Source organism: Mycobacterium gordonae, assembly GCF_017086405.1.
GTDB classification, from domain to species: domain Bacteria; phylum Actinomycetota; class Actinomycetes; order Mycobacteriales; family Mycobacteriaceae; genus Mycobacterium; species Mycobacterium gordonae_D.
This window is the reverse complement of the sequence record NZ_CP070973.1, coordinates 3,629,016-3,649,917: the sequence shown is the minus strand read 5'-3', so window position 1 is coordinate 3,649,917 and position 20,902 is coordinate 3,629,016. Positions and strand designations below refer to the sequence as shown.

Here is a 20,902-nt window from a genome sequence, read left to right as displayed (position 1 = left end):
TGGTGTGCTGCCGCGCCTGAAGTTCGGTTTTAGGCCCAGCTGGAGCCGACGGCGCTGTCGGTCTGCGCCATGTTGCTGCCGGCTGACTGAACCTTTTGGCCGTGGGCGTTGGCCTGCTCGTAGATCACCTGGAAGTTGCGGCCCAACTGGGCGATGAACTCCTGGCAAGCCACCGAACCGGCGCCGCCCCAGAAGTCACCGGCAGCCAGCACATCGCGAACGATGGCCTGGTGCTCGGCCTCCAAGTTGGCGGCCTGCGCGCGGATGAGAGCGCCGTGGGCATCCACATCCCCGAATTGGTAATTAATGGTCATATCGGTGTTCTCCTATCGTGCGAAAGCGTACGCAGCCAGTGCTTCGAAAGCTGTGGTGGCTAGCTGCTGAGGATCTGCTGGGAAGCCTGCTCTTGCTGCTCGTAGTTGTTCGCGTCGCGGACGAGTCCGTCGCGCACGCCGTGCAGCATGTTCACGATGTTGCGGAACGCCGTGTTCATCTGACCCATGGTGTCCAGCGAGGTGGCCGAGGCCAGACCGCTCCAGCCGGCGCCGGAGATGTTCTGCGCGGACGCCCACATACGACGGGCCTCGTCCTCAACGGTCTGGGCGTGCGTCTCGAAACGGCCCGCCATGTCCCGCATTGCGTGCGGGTCGGTCATGAAACGTGAAGTCACCTGATTTCTCCTTAGCTAGTTACTGCTCGAATCTGCTTTGTCAGGACGCGATGGCCGATCGGCTACACGCGGACGTATCCGCCGACCGGTAGTACTGCGAATGTCTCCTTTCGGTCAGCCGGCGGCCACCGGGTGCTTCACGGTCGGAAAGGTGTCGAACCCGGACAACGGCGTCCAGGTTGACGGCGAATGCAGGTGATCAGTGAGCGATGGCCCCGACCGGCCGTCGCACCCCGAAATCACCGCCTGATGGGACGTCGCGGTGGAACTCACGTCCGCCGCTGTCCGTCCCGAAATCTCAGTGTGTCAAATTGTCGTTCAGCCGGCGGCGGCCGCGTTCGCCGCCTCGGTGGCAGCGTACGAACCGGAACTGGTCGACAGGGTGTTGACGAACATCTCGTGAATCGCCGCGGCTTGAGCACTGACGGCCTGGTACATCTGGGCGTGCGCGGCGAACTGCGCCGCGGTCAGTGCCGAGACCTCGTCCGCTGCGGCAGGAACCACCCCTGTGGTCGGTGCCGCGGCTGCTGCGTTCTGAGCGCTCATCGTGGTGCCGATACCCTGCAGGTTTCCGGCGGCAGCCGCCAAAGCCTCCGGCTGTGTGGTCACGAACGACATGCTGTTCCTCCCTAATTTCAATGCCAGCAACCGCTCCCTGGACGAGAGTAGATGACTGCGCGGCGTCAGGTAGCCCGCGACGCCGCCTGGTTGAGATTTGTTCACTAGACGGCAATACGGACTGACCTCTCGTAACGACACAGTAACAGCGCCTGACCTGCTTCGGAGGGCAGTCGCGGCAGTCTGCGGCAACTCTCCCGCGGTCACCGCGCGAGAGACGCTGGCCTGGCGTTTCTCGGGATCCTGTTCTCAGGAGGCGCGCAACTCCGCTTTGTGGCGCGGGCAGTAGGCGTCGATGGCCGCGCCGACGAAGAAGCCGGAGTGGTACGCGGGCATATTGCTGCTGTTCAGTACGTCGTTGGCAACGTCGTTGGGTGACATGCCGTTGTCGAGTTTGACGCAGACGAAGTGTCCGGCCTCGATCGCGTGGGCGCTGGATATGTGGTCGATGATGCCTTCGGAGCGCAGCGCGGCCAGGAACTTGTCGTCGATCGTGTCGGCGTGGGCCGGCGGCAACGTCAGAGCGCCCAACACCGCGCCCAGCGCCCCAGCCGTGACAAGACGAGCCGCGCGAATATGCGCTTTCATTCCCCTGCTCCCGGATGTGGTGATGTGCCGACCCAGCCGAACTCGATCGGCGAAGGGCGGCTTTCGGTAAGCAATTTTCGCGAGTGTGGATCCGCAATTCCAGTTGAGCGCGCAGTTATACACATGCTATTTACCCACTGGCCACTTGGCGGTCGGACAGGCGGCCGTTCGCGCCCCTGGCGGCCGGTGCGCATCGGCGTTGATTGCCTTCCGAATTCCCGAAGTATCGGGACCACATCGCCGTTCACGATCAGGACGGACGGATGCCACCGACCGTTAATTTTCGGCGGACAGCAATTCCAGTAGTGTCTTTCGTTGCGGTGACATCCTCGGGAAGAATGCTCGATCGATGGTAACTGGAATCCAATTCGATTGTCCGAATCAGAGGAACTGAATTGCGACTCGACCGACCTGGCGCCATTTCCATCGCTGCCGCGATGGTCCTAACGCTGTCCGGATGTGGCGGTGCAGACAACGTGAGCGCGCCGAACTCAGCGGCCGGGAGCTCGCCCGCCAAGGTGGATTGTGGAGGAAAAAGCACCCTGACAGCCAGTGGGTCGACCGCCCAGGCGAACGCTATGAGCCGGTTCGTGAGCATATTCGAGCGCGCTTGCCCGGGGCAGCGGATCGACTACACGGCCAACGGGTCCGGTGCCGGGATCCGTGAATTCATCGGACGACAGACCGATTTCGGCGGCTCCGATTCACCGTTGAACCCGAGCGAGTACGCCGGCGCCGAGCAACGGTGTGGTTCGCCGGCGTGGAACCTGCCGGTGGTGTTCGGACCGATAGCCGTCACTTATCACGTCGACGGGGTTTCGACGTTGACGCTCGATGGGCCGACCGCAGCCAAGATCTTCAACGGCACCATCACCAATTGGAACGATCCGGCGATCGCGGCGTTGAACAGCTCGGCCAGGCTGCCCGCCGAACCCATCCGAGTGGTGTACCGCAGCGACGATTCCGGAACGTCGGACAACTTCCAGCGTTATCTGGACACCGCTTCGGGCGGTGCCTGGGGCAAAGGGGCCGCCAGGCAATTCAAGGGTGGTGTCGGCGAAGGCGCCGAGGGCAACGACGGCACCGCCGCGGCGGTGGGGCGTACCGAAGGGACGATCAGTTACAACGAGTGGTCGTTCGCTCAGACGCAACATCTGGACATGGCCCGAATCATCACTTCGGCGGGTGGGGATCCGGTGGCGATCAGCTCCGACTCGGTTGCCAGAACCATCGCCTCGGCCGGAATCGTGAACGAGGGCAACGACCTGGTACTCGACACGATCTCCTTCTATAGGCCAAGCCAGCCCGGTTCATATCCGATCGTGTTGGCGACATATGAGGTCGTCTGCTCGAAATATCCCGATGCCCAGCAGGGCACCGCTGTCCGGGCATTTCTGCAGAGCACCATCGGATCGGGGCAGACCGGCTTGGCGGACCACGGCTACATCCCGATTCCGGACGCGTTCCGCGCGCGATTGTCCACCGCGGTGAACGCCATCTCGTGAAAGCGAAGTCGCCTCAGCCGACCGGCAGCTGGCGAGGCATGACGGTGGGTTTGAACCCGTAACGCGGAGCCGCGCCCGCCCCGCGACCGTTTCCCGCGCCACCCACCGGCATGCCGCCCAACACATTGCCGGTTCCGGCGGACTCGCCGGCGGTGATCGGCTCACTGATCATCTGCACCGCGGGGCGAACGGTCGGCACCGTCGTCGCACCGGGCCACGACGATGGCACGGCGAGGTGGCCGATGTGGGCACCGTTGCCCAGGCCGGCGGCCACCTGTCCGCCGGCACCGAGAGCCGCGCTGACCGGGGGCACCGGGACGGCGGCCGCCGCGGCCGGCGCCACGGTGTTCAAAAGACCCGCCGACTTGGCCATCTGAACGGCGAAGTTGCCCATACCGACGCTGAAGTACGGCAGACCCTCGGTGTTGTAGAAGAAGCTGGCATAGTTCGAGTAACCCTGCATGAACGTGCCGAGGTTGTTGGGCAGCGTGGTCTGCCCGGTCAGCAGGAACCAGATCTCGGTGAGTATCGGGAACTGGGTTGCGGTCTGGGTCAGAAGTTGCTGTGTCCCGGCCGGCGTGGCCAGCAGTCCCAGCTGACCGGTGACCTGATTGAAAAAACTCTGCAGCGACTCCTGGATGGACGCCGCCGGGGCAGCCTGGGCCGCGGCTACCGCCGCGCTCTGGGTAGTCGTGCCGGCCGAGTTGGCGATACTCGGGGCGGCGGTGAACGATTCCAGCTTCGACGCCAGCGCAGAGGACGACGCATACCTGTACATCGTCACGGAGTTCTGCGCCCACATCTCCGCGTACTGGGCTTCCAGCTGCGCGATCACGCCATTGTTCAACCCGAACAGGTTGGTCTGCAACGCTTCGGCCAGATTGGCGCGGTTGGCCGCCACCAGTGGCGGAGGCACAACCGAGGCAAATGCGGTCTCGAAGGCGGCCGCGGCGGACCGAGACTGGATGGCGGCGCGTTCGGCCTGCTCGGCGGTGGCCGTCAGCCAATCCACGTACGGCTGCGCGGCTTGCGCCATCGTTGCCGAAGCCGGACCCAGCCACTCTTCGCCGGCCAGCTGGCCGAGCACCGTTTCATAGCCTTGCGCTGTCGAGGTGAGGTCGGCGGCCAACGCGTTCCAGGCCGACGCCGCTGCCATGAAAGATGCCGCTCCTGGACCGGAATACATCATCGCCGAGGTGGCCTCGGGCGGTAGCGCGGCGAAATCGGTTGCCATGTCGCGACTCCTCAATAATGTTGTAATTAAACATAATTCAACCGGCCGATGGTGGTCGGGTGAGCACGGTGTAACGCAGTCCATAGCGCACGCCCAGGTTGCCCGCACGCTGGCCGTCGCGCGTTCCGGACGAGAATCCGCGCAGTGCGGCGTTGACTCCGTTGACGGTGCCGGGGTCGCCGGGCGAGGGCGAGAGGTGGGTGGCCACCGTGACTGCCGGGGCGGGTTCGGTGGCACCGGGCACACCGGTCCAGCCCACCGGAACGGAAAGCCCGCCGACCTTCGCGGACGAGGCGATACTGGCTGACAGTCCTGCCCCGCTATGGTAATTCCAGCCGCCGGCGCCCAGGGCGGCGAATTGCGGCGTCGGATACCAGGCGCCACCGGAACCCGCCGTCGTGCCGAGTCCGTCCTGCAGCTGTTGTCCGATCGACCAGCCGAAGTTGGCGAGGCCGACCCCGAAGTACGCCTGCAGCGTTTGCCTGATCGCGGTGTACATACCGGGATAGAGGCCCGCCCAGTTGTTAGCGGGCGTCGGCAACCACCCGAGCATCGGAACGGTGGCAACCGGGGTGTCGGTGATGATGACCACGTCGGACGTCGCCGCCGCCGGTGCTGCCATGAACTGGTGTCCGAACTGCTGCAGTGCCGCCGCCGAGAGCAGTTGTGGAATCGTTGGCGTGGTGCTCTGCGGGACGATTCCGCCGATGCGGGGTCGGTGGTCCTCGGCGGTTCGGAAAACCGACCCAAGTCGGTGGCCAGCGCCGACGCTGCAGCATATCCGTACATCGCGGCCGCGTCCTGAGCCCACATTTCGAGGTAGTCGGCTTCGGTCGCCGCGATCGCCGGGGTGTTCTGCCCGAAGAAGTTGGTCGCGATCAGAGTCATCAACAGGACTCGATTGGCCGCGATCACCGGCGGTGGCACCGTCAGGGTGAACGCGGTTTCGTAGGCCGCCGCCGCCGCACGGGCCTGGACGCCCGCGCTCTCTGCCTGCACGGCGGTCGCGCTGAGCCAGTTCACATAGGGTGCCACCGCGGCGAGCATCGACTGGGACGCCGGACCTATCCACGGTGAGCTGGTCAGCTCGGTGATGATCGAGGCGTAGTCTGTTGCAGCCGAGCTCAACTCGCCGGCGATGCCGTCCCAGGCCGAAGCCGCGGCCAGCATGGGGCCCGGTCCAGGGCCGCTGTACATGCGACTGGAATTGATCTCAGGCGGCAATGCCCCGAAGTCGAACAACACCCCTCCTGGCGATTGGCGTCGCTGTCAAGCGGAGCAGCCGCAATGCTGCTGCGCGCGAAAAATGTTCCAACTCCGCGAGCGCGAGCTCGCGTCGTCGGGCTTCCGCACACAGTTGAAATCTAAAGGGATGGTTGGGGTTCTGGGTTGATCGATGCCAACTATTCACTACTCGCCATCATCCGTTAACTCAGAGTTCAGGGTTCAGTTCTCAGAAACAGTGAGCGCCATTTCTGGGCAGGAGGCGACACCGTCGCGCACCAGCGCCTCGTCTTCGGGTGCCACCTGGTGTTCTTCGACCATCGAGTAGCCGGATTCGTCGATCGGAAACAGATCCGGGTCGACCGCATAACACTGGGCATGCCCAACACATTTCGACCGATCGAGCCGGACCTTCACCGTGGTGTCCTTTCTGAAAGCACACCTGCGCAGGTGCGCAGCAGGGTTCAAGAGTAGCTAGATTGCCTTCCGCTCCGCCGGGCAACGTTCTGATCGAGCGTTCAGCGCGGAATGGTGTTTCGCGTCGGGCTGACTTGCTCGCGGAAAGCCGAGCCGCACAAGTCGCCCACTATCGACGCGGATAGGCACCGGTCGAGATCTCCGACTTCGGCTCCCAGTCTCACGATGGGGCGATCTCCAGCTTGTGGCGCGGGCAATAAGCGTCAATACTGGCGCCGACGAAGAAGCCCGCATGAAACGCCGGCATGCTGCTGCTGTTCAACACCTCGCTCGCCACATCGGTGGGTGACCTGCCGTTGTCGAGTTCGAAACAGACAAGACGACCGGCTTCGATCGCGTGATTACTCGAGACATGGTCCATGATGCCCTGGGACCTCAACTCGGCCAGGAATCTGTCGTCGGTCGTGTCGGCGTGGCCGGTCGCGGCTCCCACCAGGTTCATCACGGCGGACAACACAATGGTCACCAAGGCGCGCGCGATCACTGTTTCATCCGAATTCGGACGAAACGAACGGCCGGCTTTCCGCACCAGGAGGCCACCTCCGGAGCCGCCGGGCCACCCTGTCCCATACCAGAATCTCTGTCCCACAATATTGTTCGGGAGATGCCACCGAGCTTTTGGCCGAGTAGCGGCCAGGTGCAGACCAGCAGAACCCCGATGACTTGCGACGTAGTCATCATCGCCACGATGAATCGCGAGCAGACCACCGCCGGAGCCGATTTCGGAAACGACCGCGGCGCCCCGGGGCGGTCGAGCACCCAAGGACCCCGGCGCCACAGATCAGTCCGGGCCCACGCCACGGTCATCACCCGCACCCGCCCGTGGCACGGTCGAAGACCTGAGTGCAGTACCTTGGCACACCCAGGCATAGCCGGCCGTGCTGCCGTGCGATCCCCGTCTGCGACGGCTGCTGCGACCGATGCAGCAGGCAGATCCCGGACCAATCCGCCACCGCTGTCACTCTCCGATCCCACTGCGTCTGGTGCTTTGGAGCCGACAGAGCGACGGGGATGGTCCGTAATGGCCACACAAGTGCCTCACCGCCTAGTCAGCCGACCGGCAGTCGACGCGGCATGACGGTGGGTTTGATTCCGTACCTGGGTACCGAGCCCGCTCCTCTGCTGGTGCCGCCCGCGGTCACCGGTAGGCCGCTGAGCAGACTTTCGTTCACGGCCGGCTCCCCTGCGCTGTAGGGCTCACTGATCATCTCCACGGCTGGGCGCACCGTCATTGCCGCTGTCGAGGCCCCGGGCCACGAAGACGGAACTGCCAGGTTTCCGATATGCGCTCCCTCGCCCATACCGGCCGCTAACTGGCCGCCGGCGGCACCGAGCGCCCCGGCAGCCGGGGCCGCCGGAAGTGCATGTGCCGCAGTCGAAGCCGGGGTATTCAGCCAGCCGGCCGACTTTGCGATCTGGACAGCGAAATTGCTCATGCCGACGCTGAAGTAGGGCAGCCCTTCAGTGGTATAGAAGACACTCGCATAGCTGCCGTAACCCTGCATGAAGGTGCCCAGATTGCTGGGCAGTGTGGTCTGCCCGGTCAACAAGAACCAGCTCTGGGACAGGAGGGGCAAGCCGGCCTCCCATTGCTCGATCAGCCGCTGCGTACCGCCGGGTGCGGCGAGAAGTCGCAGTTGGCTGGTGATCTGATCGAAGAACCGTGCCAGCGAGTCCTGAATCGAGGCCGCGGGGTTGACCTGGGCTGAGGTGACCGCCGCGGCCTGGCTGGTGGCGCCTGCCGGGTTGGTGACCGAAGGAGCCGCCGCGAAGGGTTCGAATGTGCTCGCCGCCGCCGACGCCGCCGCGTAGCGGTACATCGCCGCGGCGTTCTGCGCCCACATCTCTGCATACTGCGTTTCCAACTGTGCGATCACGCCGCTATTGAGGCCGAGAACGTTGCTCGCCAGCGCTTGCGCCAGTGCGACGCGATTGGCCCCGACCAATGGCGGCGGGACGATCGCTGCAAACGCCGTCTCGAAAGCCGCTGCGGCCGAACGCGCTTGGGTGCCGGCGTGCTCGGCGAGCGCGGCGGTCGCCGTCATCCAGGCCACGTACGGCTGCACGGTAGCCGCCATCGCCGCTGACGACAGGCCCAGCCACTCCTCCCCCACCAGTTGGGTAAGCACCAGGTCGTAGCTGCGCGCGGTCGATGTGAGTTCATCGGCCAGTGTGCTCCACGCCGCAGCCGCGGCCACAAACGACGTCGCTCCCGGGCCGGAATACATCATCGCTGAGGTGATTTCGGGTGGAAGTGCCCCAAGATCAATCACGCCGGGCTCCTCGGCCGGCGGTTACGCAGACCCGGCGTGTCGATGTGCGCGGTCCCAGACGACATTCGTTTTCCTCCTCGGTGAGCAGCCTGTTCAACGCTTCTCAGGACCTTGTTGCTGCGACATGGCGTCATCCTGCCGACGGAGGGCGACTGAGCACCGTGTACCGCAGTCCGTACCGGACACCGGTGTTGTCCGCGCGTCTAGCCCCGCTCGTTTCGACCGGGAATCCACGCACTGCAGCGTCCATCCCGCGAGCGGAATCGGTGTGGCCGTTGGGAGCGATGATGTCTTTGGCGATGCTGTGGTGGTGGACTTCGGGGGCTTCCACCCAACTCGGGGGCACGGACATCCCGCCGATCTTGGCCGACGACCCCATACCCGCCGATACGCCCGCTTGCCAGTGGTGTTGCCAACCGCCGGCACCCAACGCCGCGTATTGCGGTGTCGGGTACCACGCCCCGCCCGAACCCGCTGTGGTGCCCAGACCGGGGAACAGCTGCTGTCCTATTGCCGAACCGAAATAGGCGATGCCTACCGAGTAATAGGCCTGCAGCGCTTGTTTGAGCACCGAGTACATCCCGGGATACAGTCCTGCCCAATTGTTTTCCGGCGTCGGCAACCACCCGAGCACCGGCAGATCGCCGATCGGCGTGTCGACGGCGAAAAGCACGTCCGGGGGTGCTGCGTCGGCTGGTGGCGCCGCGAACAGCCGGGCTGCCTGCGGTCGGGCCGCCGTGGCGAGCAGCTGGGGAATCGTGGCCTGCATGCTCTGCGCCGAACTGCGCACTGACGCGGCAGGAGCTGCAGCCGCATCGGTGATCTGCGGGGGTGGAGAAAACCCCGCCAACTCCGTTGCCCGTGCACAGGAGGCTGCGTAGCCATACATCGCGGCTGCGTCCTGGGCCCACATCTCGAGGTAATCCGCCTCCGTGGCCGCCAGCGCCGGGGCGTTCTGGCCGAAGAAGTTGGTCGCGATCAATGTCATCAGGAGGACCCGGTTGGCCGCGATCACCGGCGGGGGCACCACGAGGGTGAACACCATCTCGTACGCGGCCACCGCGGCGGCCGCCTGGCTCGCCGTGATCTCGGCCTCGGCGGCGGTGGTGTTGAGCCAGTCGATGTATGGAGACACCGCGCAGAGCATCGCGCACGCGGACACGCCTAGCCATTGAGAGCTGGTCAACTCGGAAATGATGGACGCGTAACCTGTTGCAGTCAAAGATAATTCAGCTGCAAGCTGATCCCAGGCCGCAGCAGCCGCGAGCATCGGGCCCGGACCCGGGCCGCTGTAGATGCGGCCCGAGTTGATCTCAGGCGGCAGCATCCCGAAGTCGAACAATCCGACACCTGACCTGACTATGACTCGTGTCGTGCCCTTGGTGCCGCAGCCAACCGGCGACGAGGAACACCGCCACTTCCCTTGATTTGGGTCCGCCGCTGGTGTGGGCCCCCTCGGGTGTCGTCGGCATCGGCGTCGACATTGGCATGACGGACCGTACGCCCTGCGGTGCCGTTGCCAACGGCCTCGCCGAAACGCCCCACCCTCGGGCTGAAACCACGCTGGTTCGAATGGAATGAGTGATGCCGCAACCGCGTTCGCGCGCCCGGTGGCTGGTCCGGGTCCGGTTCAACTCCGATGCCGCTATTGCCGACGACGCGAGCGGCCCGCTGCCAACCGCCATCGACCTACCTCCCGCGACGACGCCGTAACCGACGCTCGCCGAACCACAGGTCCGGTCGACGGAAAGCGGCGATGGTCATAGTTCGACGTTATGGATCTACACAGCGATCCGTCCAGCACAAGTTTACGAATAAATACTTGCGATTTGTGCAAATTTATCTCGGTCTGCAGATCCCGAAATGCCGTCTGGCCTTCCAGGTCCTGCCCACCGGCGCCTGCCTCGTTGGCTTACTGTGCAGGTTTCTCCAAAGCATGTGGCACCGCAGCCCCGCGAATATCATCAATAGCCCAGCGCGACAGTAATTTCCGAGATCAACCGGCAGAATCCGACGTGATTGCCCGGGTGGTCGGATCTCGCTTGGTCGCGCGTTCGGGGCAACGGCAATCAGAACTTTCAACGCGCAGGCGGCTGCGCCGGGAGGCTACGATCTCGTTTCATGAGCGCTCTGGGTGGAAGCCGAACAGCCGAGTTTCACTTACCGAGGCTCGAATACTCGTCGCTGCCGCTGACCGAAGACCGGGGGGCTGGATGGCGGACCCTGCGCGACGCCGGCCCGGTGGTGTTCATGAACGGCTCCTACTATCTGACGCGACGCGAGGACGTGCTCGCGGCGTTGCGCAATCCTGAGATCTTCTCCTCACGCCTGCTGCAACCACCGACCAATCCCCTTCCGGTGCTACCGCTTTCATTCGATCCACCCGAACACACCCGTTACCGCAGAATCCTGCAGCCGTACTTCAGTCCGCACGGACTCAGCGAGTCGCGTCCGGTACTTCAGCGTCATGCCGCCGAGATGATCGCCGAGTTGGCCGGCCGGGGTCAGTGCGAGGCGATGACCGACTTCGCGCGCCTGTACCCCTTCCAGGTGTTCCTGGACCTCTACGGGCTACCGCTGGCCGATCGAGATCTGCTCATCGGGTGGAAGGACTCGATCGTCGGCGACAAGGCCTTCCTCACCATGGCCGAAGCGCAGCAGGGCCAGCTCGAACTACTCGAGTACCTGACCGATGCGATCGGGCAGCGCCGCCGTCGGCCGGGATCGGACATGTTGTCCCGGATCATGACCGGGCCGGGAGATTTCTCGGATCTCGAACTGCTCGGCATGAGCCACCTGCTGATTCTGGCGGGGCTCGACACGGTCACCGCGGCCATCGGGTTCGCCTTGCTGGAGCTGGCGCGCACACCGCAACTGCGCGCGGAACTCGTCGACGATCTCCGGCAGACCCGGGTCTTCATCGAGGAAATCGTGCGGCTGGAGCCCTCAGCGCCGGTGGCCCCCCGCATCACGACCGACTTTGTCAACGTCGGGGGGATGACGCTGCCGCCGGGGTCACAGGTGCGGCTGTGTCTGGCGGCCATCAACCGCGACGGCAGTGACGCGACCTCCACCGATGACCCGGTACTGGACGGAAAAGTGCACCGCCACTGGGGTTTCGGCGGCGGGCCGCACCGCTGCCTAGGGTCTCATCTGGCCAGAATGGAACTGACCGTGATCGTCGCTGAGTGGCTCAGGCAGATTCCCGATTTCGAGCTTCCGGATGGATACCGGCCCGAAATCGCCTTTCCGTCAAAGACGTTCGCCCTGACGGCGCTGCCGCTGCGCCTGGGCTAACCGCCGAACGGCGGCATACGCCCAACAGCTTTCCGGTGGCCTCCGGCGAGGCGCTGATGGTGTCGATCGGAATCGGCGCCGCGTGATTGACGGGCCGGACCGGGCGTCGCGATCTCGGGCGGCACCGAGGGTTTGCCGACCGCGGCGGCTTGTCCTAGACCCGTCGCCGACGAAGCCGCCGCAAAAGAGCGATGTTTCCCGCGGGATCGGCCACCGAGCGGCGCACTCAAACGCGATGTGTCCGCTGCCGGCGAAACGCCGCCGCGTCGGAGCGATCCCAGCGGACTGGAGCTCGACACCGACGCGGCAGGCGTTGTTGCGGCTACGACCTGACTTGACCTACTTGCGCACCTCGGTGGCCGCAACCTGGACGAACACGCCCGTGTCCTCGGCCATCAGCAGGCCTCGACCACGGGGCAGCGGACCGCCCTTCATCTTGCCGCGGATGAAGCCCTCGTCCGGGTCGGCGTCCATGACCAACAGCGGAGCGTTCGCCTGGTGCAGGGCACGTAACATCGGGTCGCTGCCTGCCGATGACCAGCCACCGAATGTGCGGGTGACGATCACGTGCAGCCCCACATCGGCGGCCCGGTTCACGAACGGAACCACCTTGTGCAGCGGCGAATCGAAGCCCGGCGGAAGCTGCTGGATGTCGTCCACGATCAGGAAGATCTCCGGACCACTCCACCATGACCGCGACAACAGCTCCTCGGCGGACAGTCCGGGCGGCGGCTCGCGCCCCGCCAGGGCAGCCGACAGCTCGCCCATCATGGCGACCACACCGTCGAGGTTGTAGGCGAACTTCTCCATGTAGTCGGAACCCATCGCGGTGAGCAGCTGACGGCGCGGGTCGATGAGCCACACCTGCGCCGACGGCCGTCCTGGCGGAGGCGGCGGCGCGCTGGTGGAGCCAGGCGCATACAGCCGTCCGATTTCGGACATGATCGTGGCCAGCGTCGTGGTACGCCCACATTCGCGCCGGCCGGTGACCATCAGGTGCGAGTTCTCGGCGAAATTGAGGTAAACCGGCTGCAGGTCCAATTCCGAGATCGCCCAGGCGATTCCGCCGGCGCCGACACCCTGACGAGTGTCGCGCGCCGCCAGTTCGCGCACCTGCTCGACGCCGAACCGCGCCGGCAGGCGCCGCACCGGAGGCGCCGCCGCGGTGGTGAGCCGGCTGACCGCGGCGACAACGCTGTCGCACTCGAAGACGTTGTTGGGCGTGCTGGCCAATGCCGGCCGTGCCACCAGGGTGTGCAGGCCGGCCTGCGGGTCGCTGTCCAACCGCACGTAGTTGACCGCCACCATGCCACGCCCGGGCTTGACCGGGACGTCCTTGGCGAAACGGCTGCGCACCAGTTTGGCGTCTTCCACTGCGGCCAAACGCAGTTCGACGCGCGAACCGAACCCGCTTCGCACCGGCGGCCGCAGCTCCGATTCACGGTCGGCGGTGACGATGACGTGCACACCGAACGAGGGACCCTGGTTGATGATCAGGTTGACCTGGTCGATCAACACCTCGTTCTCCTCGGCCAGCGCCCGGTAGTTGTCGATCACCAGGAACACGTCACCGAAGCCGTCGTTGGGCACCGGCCCGGCTTCTCCGCCGAACTTGCGCCGGCGGAACATCTCCATCGACGCGATGCCGTATTCGAGGAAGCTGCGCTTGCGCTCGCGCACCAGCGCCAGCAGTTCGGCCACCGTGCGGCGTACACCGTAGGGATCGGTGGGACCGGCAACCTCGCCGACGTGCGGCAGCTGCGCCACCGTCGTCAACGCGGTGCTGCTGTACGCCAGGCAGTAGAACTGCACCTGTTCGGGCGTGTGGGTGAGCGCCGCGGAGCAGATTAAGGTCTGCAACGCGGTGGTCTTGCCGGACCCACCGGCACCCAGGATCAGCACGTTGGCACCGGGACCGGAGGTGTCCACCGTCCACGGCGGCTGGTCGTGCTTGAACGGACGGTCGATGATCCCGATCGGGAACACCAGGTTGCGGGCTGAGCCGTAGTCCTTGTTCCAGGGGTGGCCGAGGAAACGGTTGACCAGCTCGTCGATCGCGACCGGCTCGGTCAGCGGCGGCTGCCACAAGCGGTATGGCTCGAAATTGATCCGGCGGAGCTGGTCGATGATCACGGTACCGACCTTCGGCGTCCGGATCGCTTCCTCTTCCTCCTCAACCTCGCCGCCGCCGACGTCGACCACTTCGCCGTTTGCGTAACTCGCGATCGCATCGACGCTCGGGCCTCCGACGCTCACTTCCATCGGCGTGAAGGAGTTGGTGAACAGTTGCGGGCGAACGTAGTCGATGGTGTTCACCAGCACCGGCGCTTCCTCCCCGTCGACAGAGGAGATACGCAGATAGTCTCGCCACAGGAACTCGGCCTGGAACCGGATGATGTCCTCAAGGCTCTTGCGGAAGTAGCCCAGACCGGCCTGGGCCGGCAGGTTCACCGCGTTAGGCACACCGGCCGCCTGCGCGGCGCCGGCGGTGCGAGCCTTGAGCACCAGCCGGTAACCCATGTTCTCCATGAGCTTCTCGGCGCGGCTCTCGATGGTCTGCGACGCCATCATCAGGTGAATCCAGTAGGCACGACCCTGGCGGCCGATCGAGTCGAGCACGTCGACGGCGGTCGGCATGATGCGGAACCACTCGTAGAACTCGTCGATGACGACCACCAGCATCGGCAACGGTGCCATGTCCTGCCCGCGTGCCCGCATCCTGGCCCGGACCGAGTTGTACTCCTTGGCATCGTCCACACCGGCGCTGTCGCAAATCGCTTTGCGGCGCGCGATCTCACCCCACAGCGCGTCCAGGAAGCGCTCCATCAGCGCCTGGTCTTCTTCGAGGTCGGTGATGATGCGCGAGACGTGCGGGACCCCGGCGAACGGCTTGACCGCGGACCCACCCTTGAGGTCGGCCAGGACGAACTGCAGCTCCTCCGGCGGGTGGCCGAGCATCAGCGACTCGATCACGGTCCGCACCAGCGTCGACTTACCGGAACCGGTGGTGCCCGACATGACGCCGTGCGGGCCGTCCCCGCCTTCGTCCAGGGACTTCATGTCCAGGAACAGCAATTCGCCGTTGTCGGAGCGGTTACCGAACGGCACGCGCAGCCGCGAACGGCCCATCGTGTCGGTGCGGCTCCCCCACAGGTCTTCGAAGTCGATGTCCGCCGGGTCGCTGATCCCGTAGTAGGACAGGATGTCGCGGGCACCGATGTGCGCGACCCGCTGGCCGATCTCCTCGTAGGCCTCCGCGAGGCGCCACTGCGCCAGCTTCTGCGCGAACTCTTCGGCTTCAGCGGTGGTCATCTGGTCGGTCAGCGCGAAGAACCACGCCTTGTCGTCGATGACCATCCAGGTGTCGCGGTCGCGGGGCAGCGCCTCGATCACACCGATGTTGTCGAAGGTCAGCTTGCGTTCGGGGACATTCGTCCACATCTCGGACCCGGTCAGGTCGAAGAACGTCACGCCGTCGACGCCTTCGGCGCTGATCACGTACTCCCACTGCGGGTCGTCGACGTCGGCGATGATCACGTGGTGCGGCGTGGGGGTCTGCGCCGACGAGCTGGCGTGCCGGGGCGTGAACGACCCGCGGCCGGCGAACAGTTCGGCCTGCTCCGCCGCGAACTCGCGCACCGAGCTGTAGACCATGCGGGCGCTGCCCGCGGCGTCGGTGCGCCGGGAGTCACCGAAGTGTGGCAACCACTTCACCCAGTCCCACTCGTCGAGGTCGGAACTGACGACGATCATCCGGATGTGGTCGGGACCGTGGGAGAAGGCCAGCTGACAGATGATGGCCCGCATCAGTCCCAGCACCTGCGTGCGATCGCCCATGAGTGCATACCAGGGCTCCACCAGTACCGAGATCATCTTCGGCAAGTTGTAGACGACGCTCTGGTAGCGGCCGAACTCCTGCAGCGCCTTGCCGGTCACCGGCTCCAACTCGATGTCGGTGGGCATGTTCTGCGGCTCGCCCCAGGTCACCTCGGGTCGCGTCATGCCGACGCCGACCCGGACGACACCGAAGTTGAGATCCTTGCCGTCCGGCTTGCGTTCCCACATCCGCTGTGAACCCACGGCGGCCGCAAGGGTGTTCGGCGCCGGGTGGAACCACCGGTAGTTGGCGTCCATGCTGTCGGCCGACTCCTGCGCGGTCTCGCGCAGCATGTCCAGCATCAGCATGAACTGGGCGCGCATAGCGTCCAGTTTCGGCCGGCTCATCTGCTGCTGACCGCCGCCGACGCCGCGGAACATCATCAGCATCATGCCGCCGACCATGAAAATCGGGAAGATCGAGCCGACGCCGCCGAAGACGTGTGAACCGCTGGCGAACGTCATGGCGACCATGCCGCCCAGCAGACCGATCACCACGACGCCGACCACGATCAGCCACCAGGGCTTGCCCTCTGGCGGCGGAATGCTCAACGGAGTCGGCAGGACGATGTTCTCCGGCTTGATTACCGGAGGCTTCTCCGGTGTAGGCCGCGCGAATCCACGTTTCACTTCGGTACCACCAACTCTGCAGGGGTCATGTCCATCGGGAGCGTGTCGTGCTCGACGAGGGCGTCGGCACGAGACAAGGTCGGACCTTGCGGCAACAACCGCAGCGCCACCCACGGCGCCATGCTGGGTTGCAGCGTCAAACCGAGCGCGTCGCGGGCTTCCTTGGTGTCATCGACTCCGAAGCGCGCGCCGGCGTTGGTCAGCCACCACAGTGACTCTGCGGTTTGGGCGCCCGGGTTGTTGCCCGTGACTGCCACGAAATTCGCGTAGTTGGGGCCGAAGTAGACCTGGTCGGCCTCGCGACCGGTGACGTCTGCTTTGACCAGGCTGACCACATTCTTCATTTCGCTGGATTTGATCGGGATGGTCGGACCGGAGACCACCTGGACGCGGGCCCGGTTCTCTCCGTTGGTCCGCTCCCACCACCAGCAGGTCGAGGGGTTCTCCCTGATGTCCAGCACGTTCAACGGGTCGTTCGGATACGCCGACAGGTCCAACCGGTTGACCACCGGCATCTTGGCCAACGCGGACGGTTCCACGGTCACCGGTTTGGTGTTGCCGGGGCGCCCCGCGTTCTGCAGGATCTGGGCGACCAGCGGCGGCAGGGTCTGGACGCCGTCCTCCAACACCAGCGAATACTGTTGCGGCCCACTGATCTGCGGCGTCACCAGGATGGTGCCGACCGGGCCAGGTGCGCCCTGAAAGGTCGCCGGGGCGCCCGCTTTGGGCACTTCTGGAACCAGCAGCTCAGGTCCGACGGGCAACGCGTCGTACAGCGCGTGGCTCATCGGGCGCGCCTGGCTGACCTGCTCCGGCGTCAGGCCCAGCGGCAACAACACAGCGCGGTCGGTGCCGTCGATCTTCGACCGGCGCCCCTCGCGGATGACCCAGGTGTTGCCGCCGTAGCTCAGCACCACGGCGTCCGATCCGTTGAGGATCCGGCGGTGGCCGCTCATGTCCGGGGTGCCGTCGATGACGGTCACCGTGACTCCCGCGGGCGACGGCATGCCCGACGGGCCCGACGTGCCGCCGACGGTGTCACACACCAGCCACGACGAGGTGGACGGACTCTTCGGCGCGAACTCGGTGGGAGCCCCGGGGATGCCGACCAGCGGCCCGTGCGGCATGTTGGCGATCTGGCTTCCCTTGACCAGGTGCGGATTGTCGGGCCGCCCAGTGATCAGCCGGGCGGACGCGAGGTTCAGCGCCGGGTAGAGGCGGTCCCCCACCTTGACGTACAGCGCACCGGAGTCACGGTCGGCGATGATCGGGGATTCGTTGATCTGACCGGCCGGGCTCAGGAAGGAGTACAGCAGGGCGCCCAGGCAGATGACCAGAGAAGCGGAAACCGACGCGATGACGGCCAAGGTCTGGCGACGGCCCGGCTCGATCTCCATCCGGACCCGCCACCGGGTCAACGCCATCGCGGTACGGCGGGCCAGGAACTGATAGCCCGTCACCTGGGTGCGCGTCGACAACCCGAGGCCGTAGCCGGACCCCCGTTGCCCGCGGCTATGTTCAGCCACGCTTGATCACCTTTCGGTCATAACGCCCGGATATGAAACGCCCGCTGATCGGGAAGCACTAAATCACATCGACAACCGTAGGGCACCTGCGCAAACATCGCCAGGCGACAAGAACCGCCTGGATCAGCGCGCTCCATCCCCCGTGGAGTCGTCGTGACTTCACTGGGCATGTTAGCTGCGAATCACCGACTAAGCGCGCTAAGTCGCTCACTGTTTACATCCGCATTCGGGTAGCCCGCTGAGCTGCGGCTCCGGGAGCGGGACGTAAGAATGTTTCTCCATGACCGAGCTTGCGCCGTCGCTTGTCGAACTCGCCCGCCGGCTCGGAATCGCCACCAGCTATCAGGACTGGAGCGGGCGGCAGGTGTCCGTCCCGGAATCCACCCTGGTCGCCGTTCTCGGCGCGCTCGGCGTCTCCGCAACTACCGAACAGGACCGAAACGCGGCCCTGCTCGCACATCTGCGCTCTTACTGGGCCCGATCGCTGCCGCCGACCATCGTCGTGCGCGCCGGGACCCAACCGCGGTTCTGGGTGCACGTGACACACGGCGCTCCGGCCGAGGTGTGGCTGCAGCTCGAGGACGGAACGGAACTCAGCGGCCCGGAAAGCGGCATTGTGCAAGTGGACAACTTCACCCCGCCGTTCGATCTGGACGGACGCCAGATCGGCGAGGCCAGCTTTCTGCTGCCGGCCGACCTGCCGCTTGGTTACCACCGCATACAGCTACGATCCGGCGAGGATCGAGCCACCGCCGCGCTGATCGTCACGCCGGACTGGCTCGGGTTGCCGGAGCGGCTCGGAACGCGCCGCGGCTGGGGATTGGCCACTCAGCTCTACAGCATGCAGTCACGGCAATCCTGGGGCATCGGCGACCTGACCGACCTCGGTGATCTCGCCCTCTGGTCGGCATGGGCGCACGGCGCCGACTACCTGCTGGTCAACCCGCTGCACGCGGCGTGCCTGCCGGGCCCCGGGGCCGGCGGCGGGCGGATTGAACCGTCGCCGTACCTGCCGACCTCGCGGCGCTTCGTCAACCCGCTCTATTTGCGGGTGGAGGCTATTGCGGAGTACGCGGACCTACCCAAGCGCGGCCGGGTCCGGGAGTTGCGCGACCGCGTGCAGCGGCGAGCCGCACGATCGGACGTCATCGATCGCGACGGCGCCTGGGCCGCCAAATGCGCGGCTCTCAAGCTCGTCTACGCGGTGCCGCGATCGGCCGGACGGGAGTTGGCCTACGCCGCCTTCCGCGCACGGGAGGGCCGCGCCCTGGACGACTTCGCCACCTGGTGCGCCCTGGCCGACAAGCACGGCAGCGATTGGTATCGGTGGCCGAAATCGGTGCGACATCCCGACGCACCGGGTGTCGCCGCCTTTGCCGCCAAGAACGCGACGGCCGTCGACTTCCACCGCTGGCTGCAGTGGCAGCTGGATGAGCAGCTCGCCGCGGCGCAATCGCAGGCCACCCGCGCCGGTATGGCGCTGGGCATCATGCATGACCTGGCCGTCGGCGTGCATCCGACCGGCGCCGACGCGTGGTCGTTGCAGGACGCGCTGGCGCTCGGAGTGACCGCCGGGGCGCCCCCGGACGAGTTCAACCAGCTGGGCCAGGACTGGTCGCAGCCGCCGTGGCGGCCAGACCGGCTCGACGAGCTGGAGTACAGCCCGTTTCGCGCGCTGATCCAGGCGGTGCTGCGGCATGCCGGCGGGGTTCGGATCGACCACATCATCGGGCTGTTCCGGTTGTGGTGGATCCCCGAGGGCCGGCCGCCGACCGAGGGCACCTACGTCAGGTACGACCATGAGGCGATGATCGGGATCGTTGCCCTGGAAGCCCGACGAGCGGGAGCCGTGGTGGTCGGTGAGGATCTGGGCACCGTCGAACCGTGGGTGCGGGACTACCTACTCTTGCGTGGCCTGTTGGGCACCTCGATTCTGTGGTTTGAGAAGGATGACGCAACGGGCGCGCCGCTGCCCGCCGAGCGCTGGCGGGAATACTGCCTGTCCTCGGTCACCACCCACGACCTGCCGCCGACGGCCGGTTACCTGGCCGGCGATCACGTCCAGTTGCGGGAATCTCTGGGTTTGTTGACCCGGCCTGCCGAGGCCGAGCAGGAGGCGGCCGCCTGCGAACGGGCTGCCTGGCTGGCGGAGTTGCGGAGGGTAGGCATGCTCGGCGACGGCGAGGAAAGCCCCGAGCAACTGATTCTGGCGTTCCACCGATACCTCGGGCGGACGCCGTCGCGGCTGTTGGGCGTGGCGCTGACCGACGCAGTCGGTGACCGGCGCACCCAGAATCAGCCGGGAACCACCGACGAGCACCCGAACTGGCGGGTTCCGCTGACCGGGCCGGATGGGCGCCCGATGCTGCTGGAAGCGGTATTTAGCGATCCCCGCGTCGCCAGGCTGCTCGACGCGGTGCGCGAGGTGACCACGCCGGCACACTCATGCTGATCGATCGGGATGCCCTCAGCGATCTGGTGCACCGGTATGCGGCTTTCGTCGATGATCGCCAGTTCGATTCGGTGGCAATGTTGTTCACCGACACCGCGGAGCTGGTGGTGGCTGACCCCCCGGCCACGATGGAGCCGGTGCACGCGCACCGGGGCCGCGACGCCATCGCGGCGGCGGTGGCCGCGGTAGCCCGGGTCGCCCGCACCGAGCATGCCATCGTCGGCGAGGTGTATGACGATGGACCGCGACCGGATCTCGCCCGTGGACGCATCACCGGCATCGCCCACCACTGGAGTCGCCGCTCGATCGGCGACGACGGGACCGAAATCGTCGATGTTGTCTGGCATCTGCGCTACGACGACAAGTACCAGCTGACCGACGCAGGTTGGCGAATCAGCCGCCGCGAACTCACCGTCAATGCGATCGAAGCGCGGCCGGTCCGCCGGATGCGACCGCCCGGATAACCCGAACCCGTTTGTTTATAGGGCATTTCGGGTAGGCGTTAAAGACTTGATTTTGGCCGTTCGGGAGC

16 protein-coding genes and 1 pseudogene are annotated in these 20,902 nt (G+C 65.8%); 5 read left to right on the top strand and 12 right to left on the bottom strand.

Annotated features, from left to right (window positions below):
• Positions 1-29 precede the first annotated feature (29 nt).
• The 4 genes from JX552_RS15425 to JX552_RS15410 all read right to left on the bottom strand — a co-directional run bounded on the left by JX552_RS15425 (position 30) and on the right by JX552_RS15410 (position 1,876).
• A complete protein-coding gene (locus JX552_RS15425; RefSeq protein WP_055579135.1) occupies positions 30-314 on the bottom strand; it encodes a WXG100 family type VII secretion target in 285 nt (94 codons plus the stop codon).
• Positions 315-373: 59 nt separating this feature from the next.
• Positions 374-670 (bottom strand): type VII secretion system protein EsxW, encoded by a 297-nt coding sequence (esxW, locus tag JX552_RS15420; RefSeq protein WP_205872948.1) that lies wholly within the window; start codon positions 668-670, stop codon positions 374-376.
• Positions 671-988: 318 nt separating this feature from the next.
• Entirely contained in the window at positions 989-1,288 is a 300-nt protein-coding gene (locus JX552_RS15415) for a type VII secretion system ESX-5 target PE19 (RefSeq protein ID WP_055579137.1), read from the bottom strand.
• Between the two features lie 249 nt (positions 1,289-1,537).
• Complete coding sequence (locus tag JX552_RS15410; protein ID WP_205872947.1) at positions 1,538-1,876, bottom strand: DUF732 domain-containing protein; 339 nt, start codon at positions 1,874-1,876, stop codon at positions 1,538-1,540.
• A gap of 395 nt (positions 1,877-2,271) precedes the next feature.
• Here JX552_RS15410 and pstS point away from each other — a divergent pair, with 395 nt between their 5' ends.
• Positions 2,272-3,381, top strand: coding sequence for a phosphate ABC transporter substrate-binding protein PstS (pstS, locus tag JX552_RS15405; RefSeq protein ID WP_205872946.1), 1,110 nt, complete (start codon positions 2,272-2,274; stop codon positions 3,379-3,381).
• A 13-nt stretch (positions 3,382-3,394) separates the two neighbouring features.
• On the opposite strand, the gene JX552_RS15400 is transcribed toward pstS, so the two are convergent.
• From JX552_RS15400 to JX552_RS15375, 6 genes and pseudogenes are all read right to left on the bottom strand, one after another.
• The gene (locus JX552_RS15400; protein ID WP_205872945.1) at positions 3,395-4,615 is read right to left on the bottom strand and encodes a PPE family protein; all 1,221 of its coding nucleotides are present in this window, start codon (positions 4,613-4,615) and stop codon (positions 3,395-3,397) included.
• A 37-nt stretch (positions 4,616-4,652) separates the two neighbouring features.
• Positions 4,653-5,812, bottom strand: a pseudogene (locus JX552_RS15395) (PPE family protein).
• Between the two features lie 249 nt (positions 5,813-6,061).
• Complete coding sequence (locus JX552_RS15390; protein WP_205872944.1) at positions 6,062-6,256, bottom strand: ferredoxin; 195 nt, start codon at positions 6,254-6,256, stop codon at positions 6,062-6,064.
• A gap of 220 nt (positions 6,257-6,476) precedes the next feature.
• Positions 6,477-6,845, bottom strand: a complete 369-nt coding sequence (locus tag JX552_RS15385; protein WP_241010571.1) for a DUF732 domain-containing protein — start codon at positions 6,843-6,845, stop codon at positions 6,477-6,479.
• A gap of 520 nt (positions 6,846-7,365) precedes the next feature.
• On the bottom strand, positions 7,366-8,586 hold the full coding sequence (locus tag JX552_RS15380; RefSeq protein ID WP_205878469.1) for a PPE family protein: 1,221 nt from the start codon (positions 8,584-8,586) through the stop codon (positions 7,366-7,368).
• A gap of 133 nt (positions 8,587-8,719) precedes the next feature.
• Positions 8,720-9,931: a PPE family protein gene (locus JX552_RS15375; protein ID WP_205872943.1), complete on the bottom strand. Its 1,212-nt coding sequence runs from the start codon at positions 9,929-9,931 to the stop codon at positions 8,720-8,722.
• Between the two features lie 242 nt (positions 9,932-10,173).
• On the opposite strand from JX552_RS15375, the gene JX552_RS33355 reads away from it, so the two are divergent.
• Both JX552_RS33355 and JX552_RS15370 read left to right on the top strand, forming a co-directional pair.
• Positions 10,174-10,302: a hypothetical protein gene (locus tag JX552_RS33355; RefSeq protein WP_277395987.1), complete on the top strand. Its 129-nt coding sequence runs from the start codon at positions 10,174-10,176 to the stop codon at positions 10,300-10,302.
• 408 nt (positions 10,303-10,710) lie between these two features.
• The gene (locus JX552_RS15370; protein WP_205872942.1) at positions 10,711-11,886 is read left to right on the top strand and encodes a cytochrome P450; all 1,176 of its coding nucleotides are present in this window, start codon (positions 10,711-10,713) and stop codon (positions 11,884-11,886) included.
• 339 nt (positions 11,887-12,225) lie between these two features.
• Here JX552_RS15370 and eccCa read toward each other — a convergent pair whose 3' ends face one another.
• On the bottom strand, positions 12,226-16,392 hold the full coding sequence (gene eccCa, locus JX552_RS15365) for a type VII secretion protein EccCa (protein ID WP_205872941.1): 4,167 nt from the start codon (positions 16,390-16,392) through the stop codon (positions 12,226-12,228).
• Positions 16,389-17,918, bottom strand: coding sequence for a type VII secretion protein EccB (gene eccB, locus JX552_RS15360; protein WP_205872940.1), 1,530 nt, complete (start codon positions 17,916-17,918; stop codon positions 16,389-16,391). The genes eccCa and eccB overlap by 4 nt, the downstream gene beginning before the upstream one ends.
• Positions 17,919-18,198: 280 nt before the next feature.
• Between eccB and malQ the strand changes: the two genes are divergently transcribed.
• Complete coding sequence (gene malQ / locus JX552_RS15355; RefSeq protein ID WP_205872939.1) at positions 18,199-20,370, top strand: 4-alpha-glucanotransferase; 2,172 nt, start codon at positions 18,199-18,201, stop codon at positions 20,368-20,370.
• The gene (locus JX552_RS15350; protein ID WP_205872938.1) at positions 20,364-20,834 is read left to right on the top strand and encodes a nuclear transport factor 2 family protein; all 471 of its coding nucleotides are present in this window, start codon (positions 20,364-20,366) and stop codon (positions 20,832-20,834) included. Before malQ ends, JX552_RS15350 begins: the two co-directional genes overlap by 7 nt.
• Positions 20,835-20,902: the final 68 nt, after the last annotated feature.

Excerpts from the sequence above, each read along its gene's own strand:
- JX552_RS15415 (WP_055579137.1), bottom strand. The coding sequence starts at position 1,288 with ATGTCGTTCGTGACCACACAGCCGGAGGCTTTGGCGGCTGCCGCCGGA.
- JX552_RS15400 (WP_205872945.1), bottom strand. The coding sequence starts at position 4,615 with ATGGCAACCGATTTCGCCGCGCTACCGCCCGAGGCCACCTCGGCGATG.
- JX552_RS15350 (WP_205872938.1), top strand. The coding sequence starts at position 20,364 with ATGCTGATCGATCGGGATGCCCTCAGCGATCTGGTGCACCGGTATGCG.
- JX552_RS15370 (WP_205872942.1), top strand. The coding sequence starts at position 10,711 with ATGAGCGCTCTGGGTGGAAGCCGAACAGCCGAGTTTCACTTACCGAGG.
- JX552_RS15410 (WP_205872947.1), bottom strand. The coding sequence starts at position 1,876 with ATGAAAGCGCATATTCGCGCGGCTCGTCTTGTCACGGCTGGGGCGCTG.
- JX552_RS33355 (WP_277395987.1), top strand. The coding sequence starts at position 10,174 with ATGCCGCAACCGCGTTCGCGCGCCCGGTGGCTGGTCCGGGTCCGGTTC.
- JX552_RS15425 (WP_055579135.1), bottom strand. The coding sequence starts at position 314 with ATGACCATTAATTACCAATTCGGGGATGTGGATGCCCACGGCGCTCTC.
- malQ (WP_205872939.1), top strand. The coding sequence starts at position 18,199 with ATGACCGAGCTTGCGCCGTCGCTTGTCGAACTCGCCCGCCGGCTCGGA.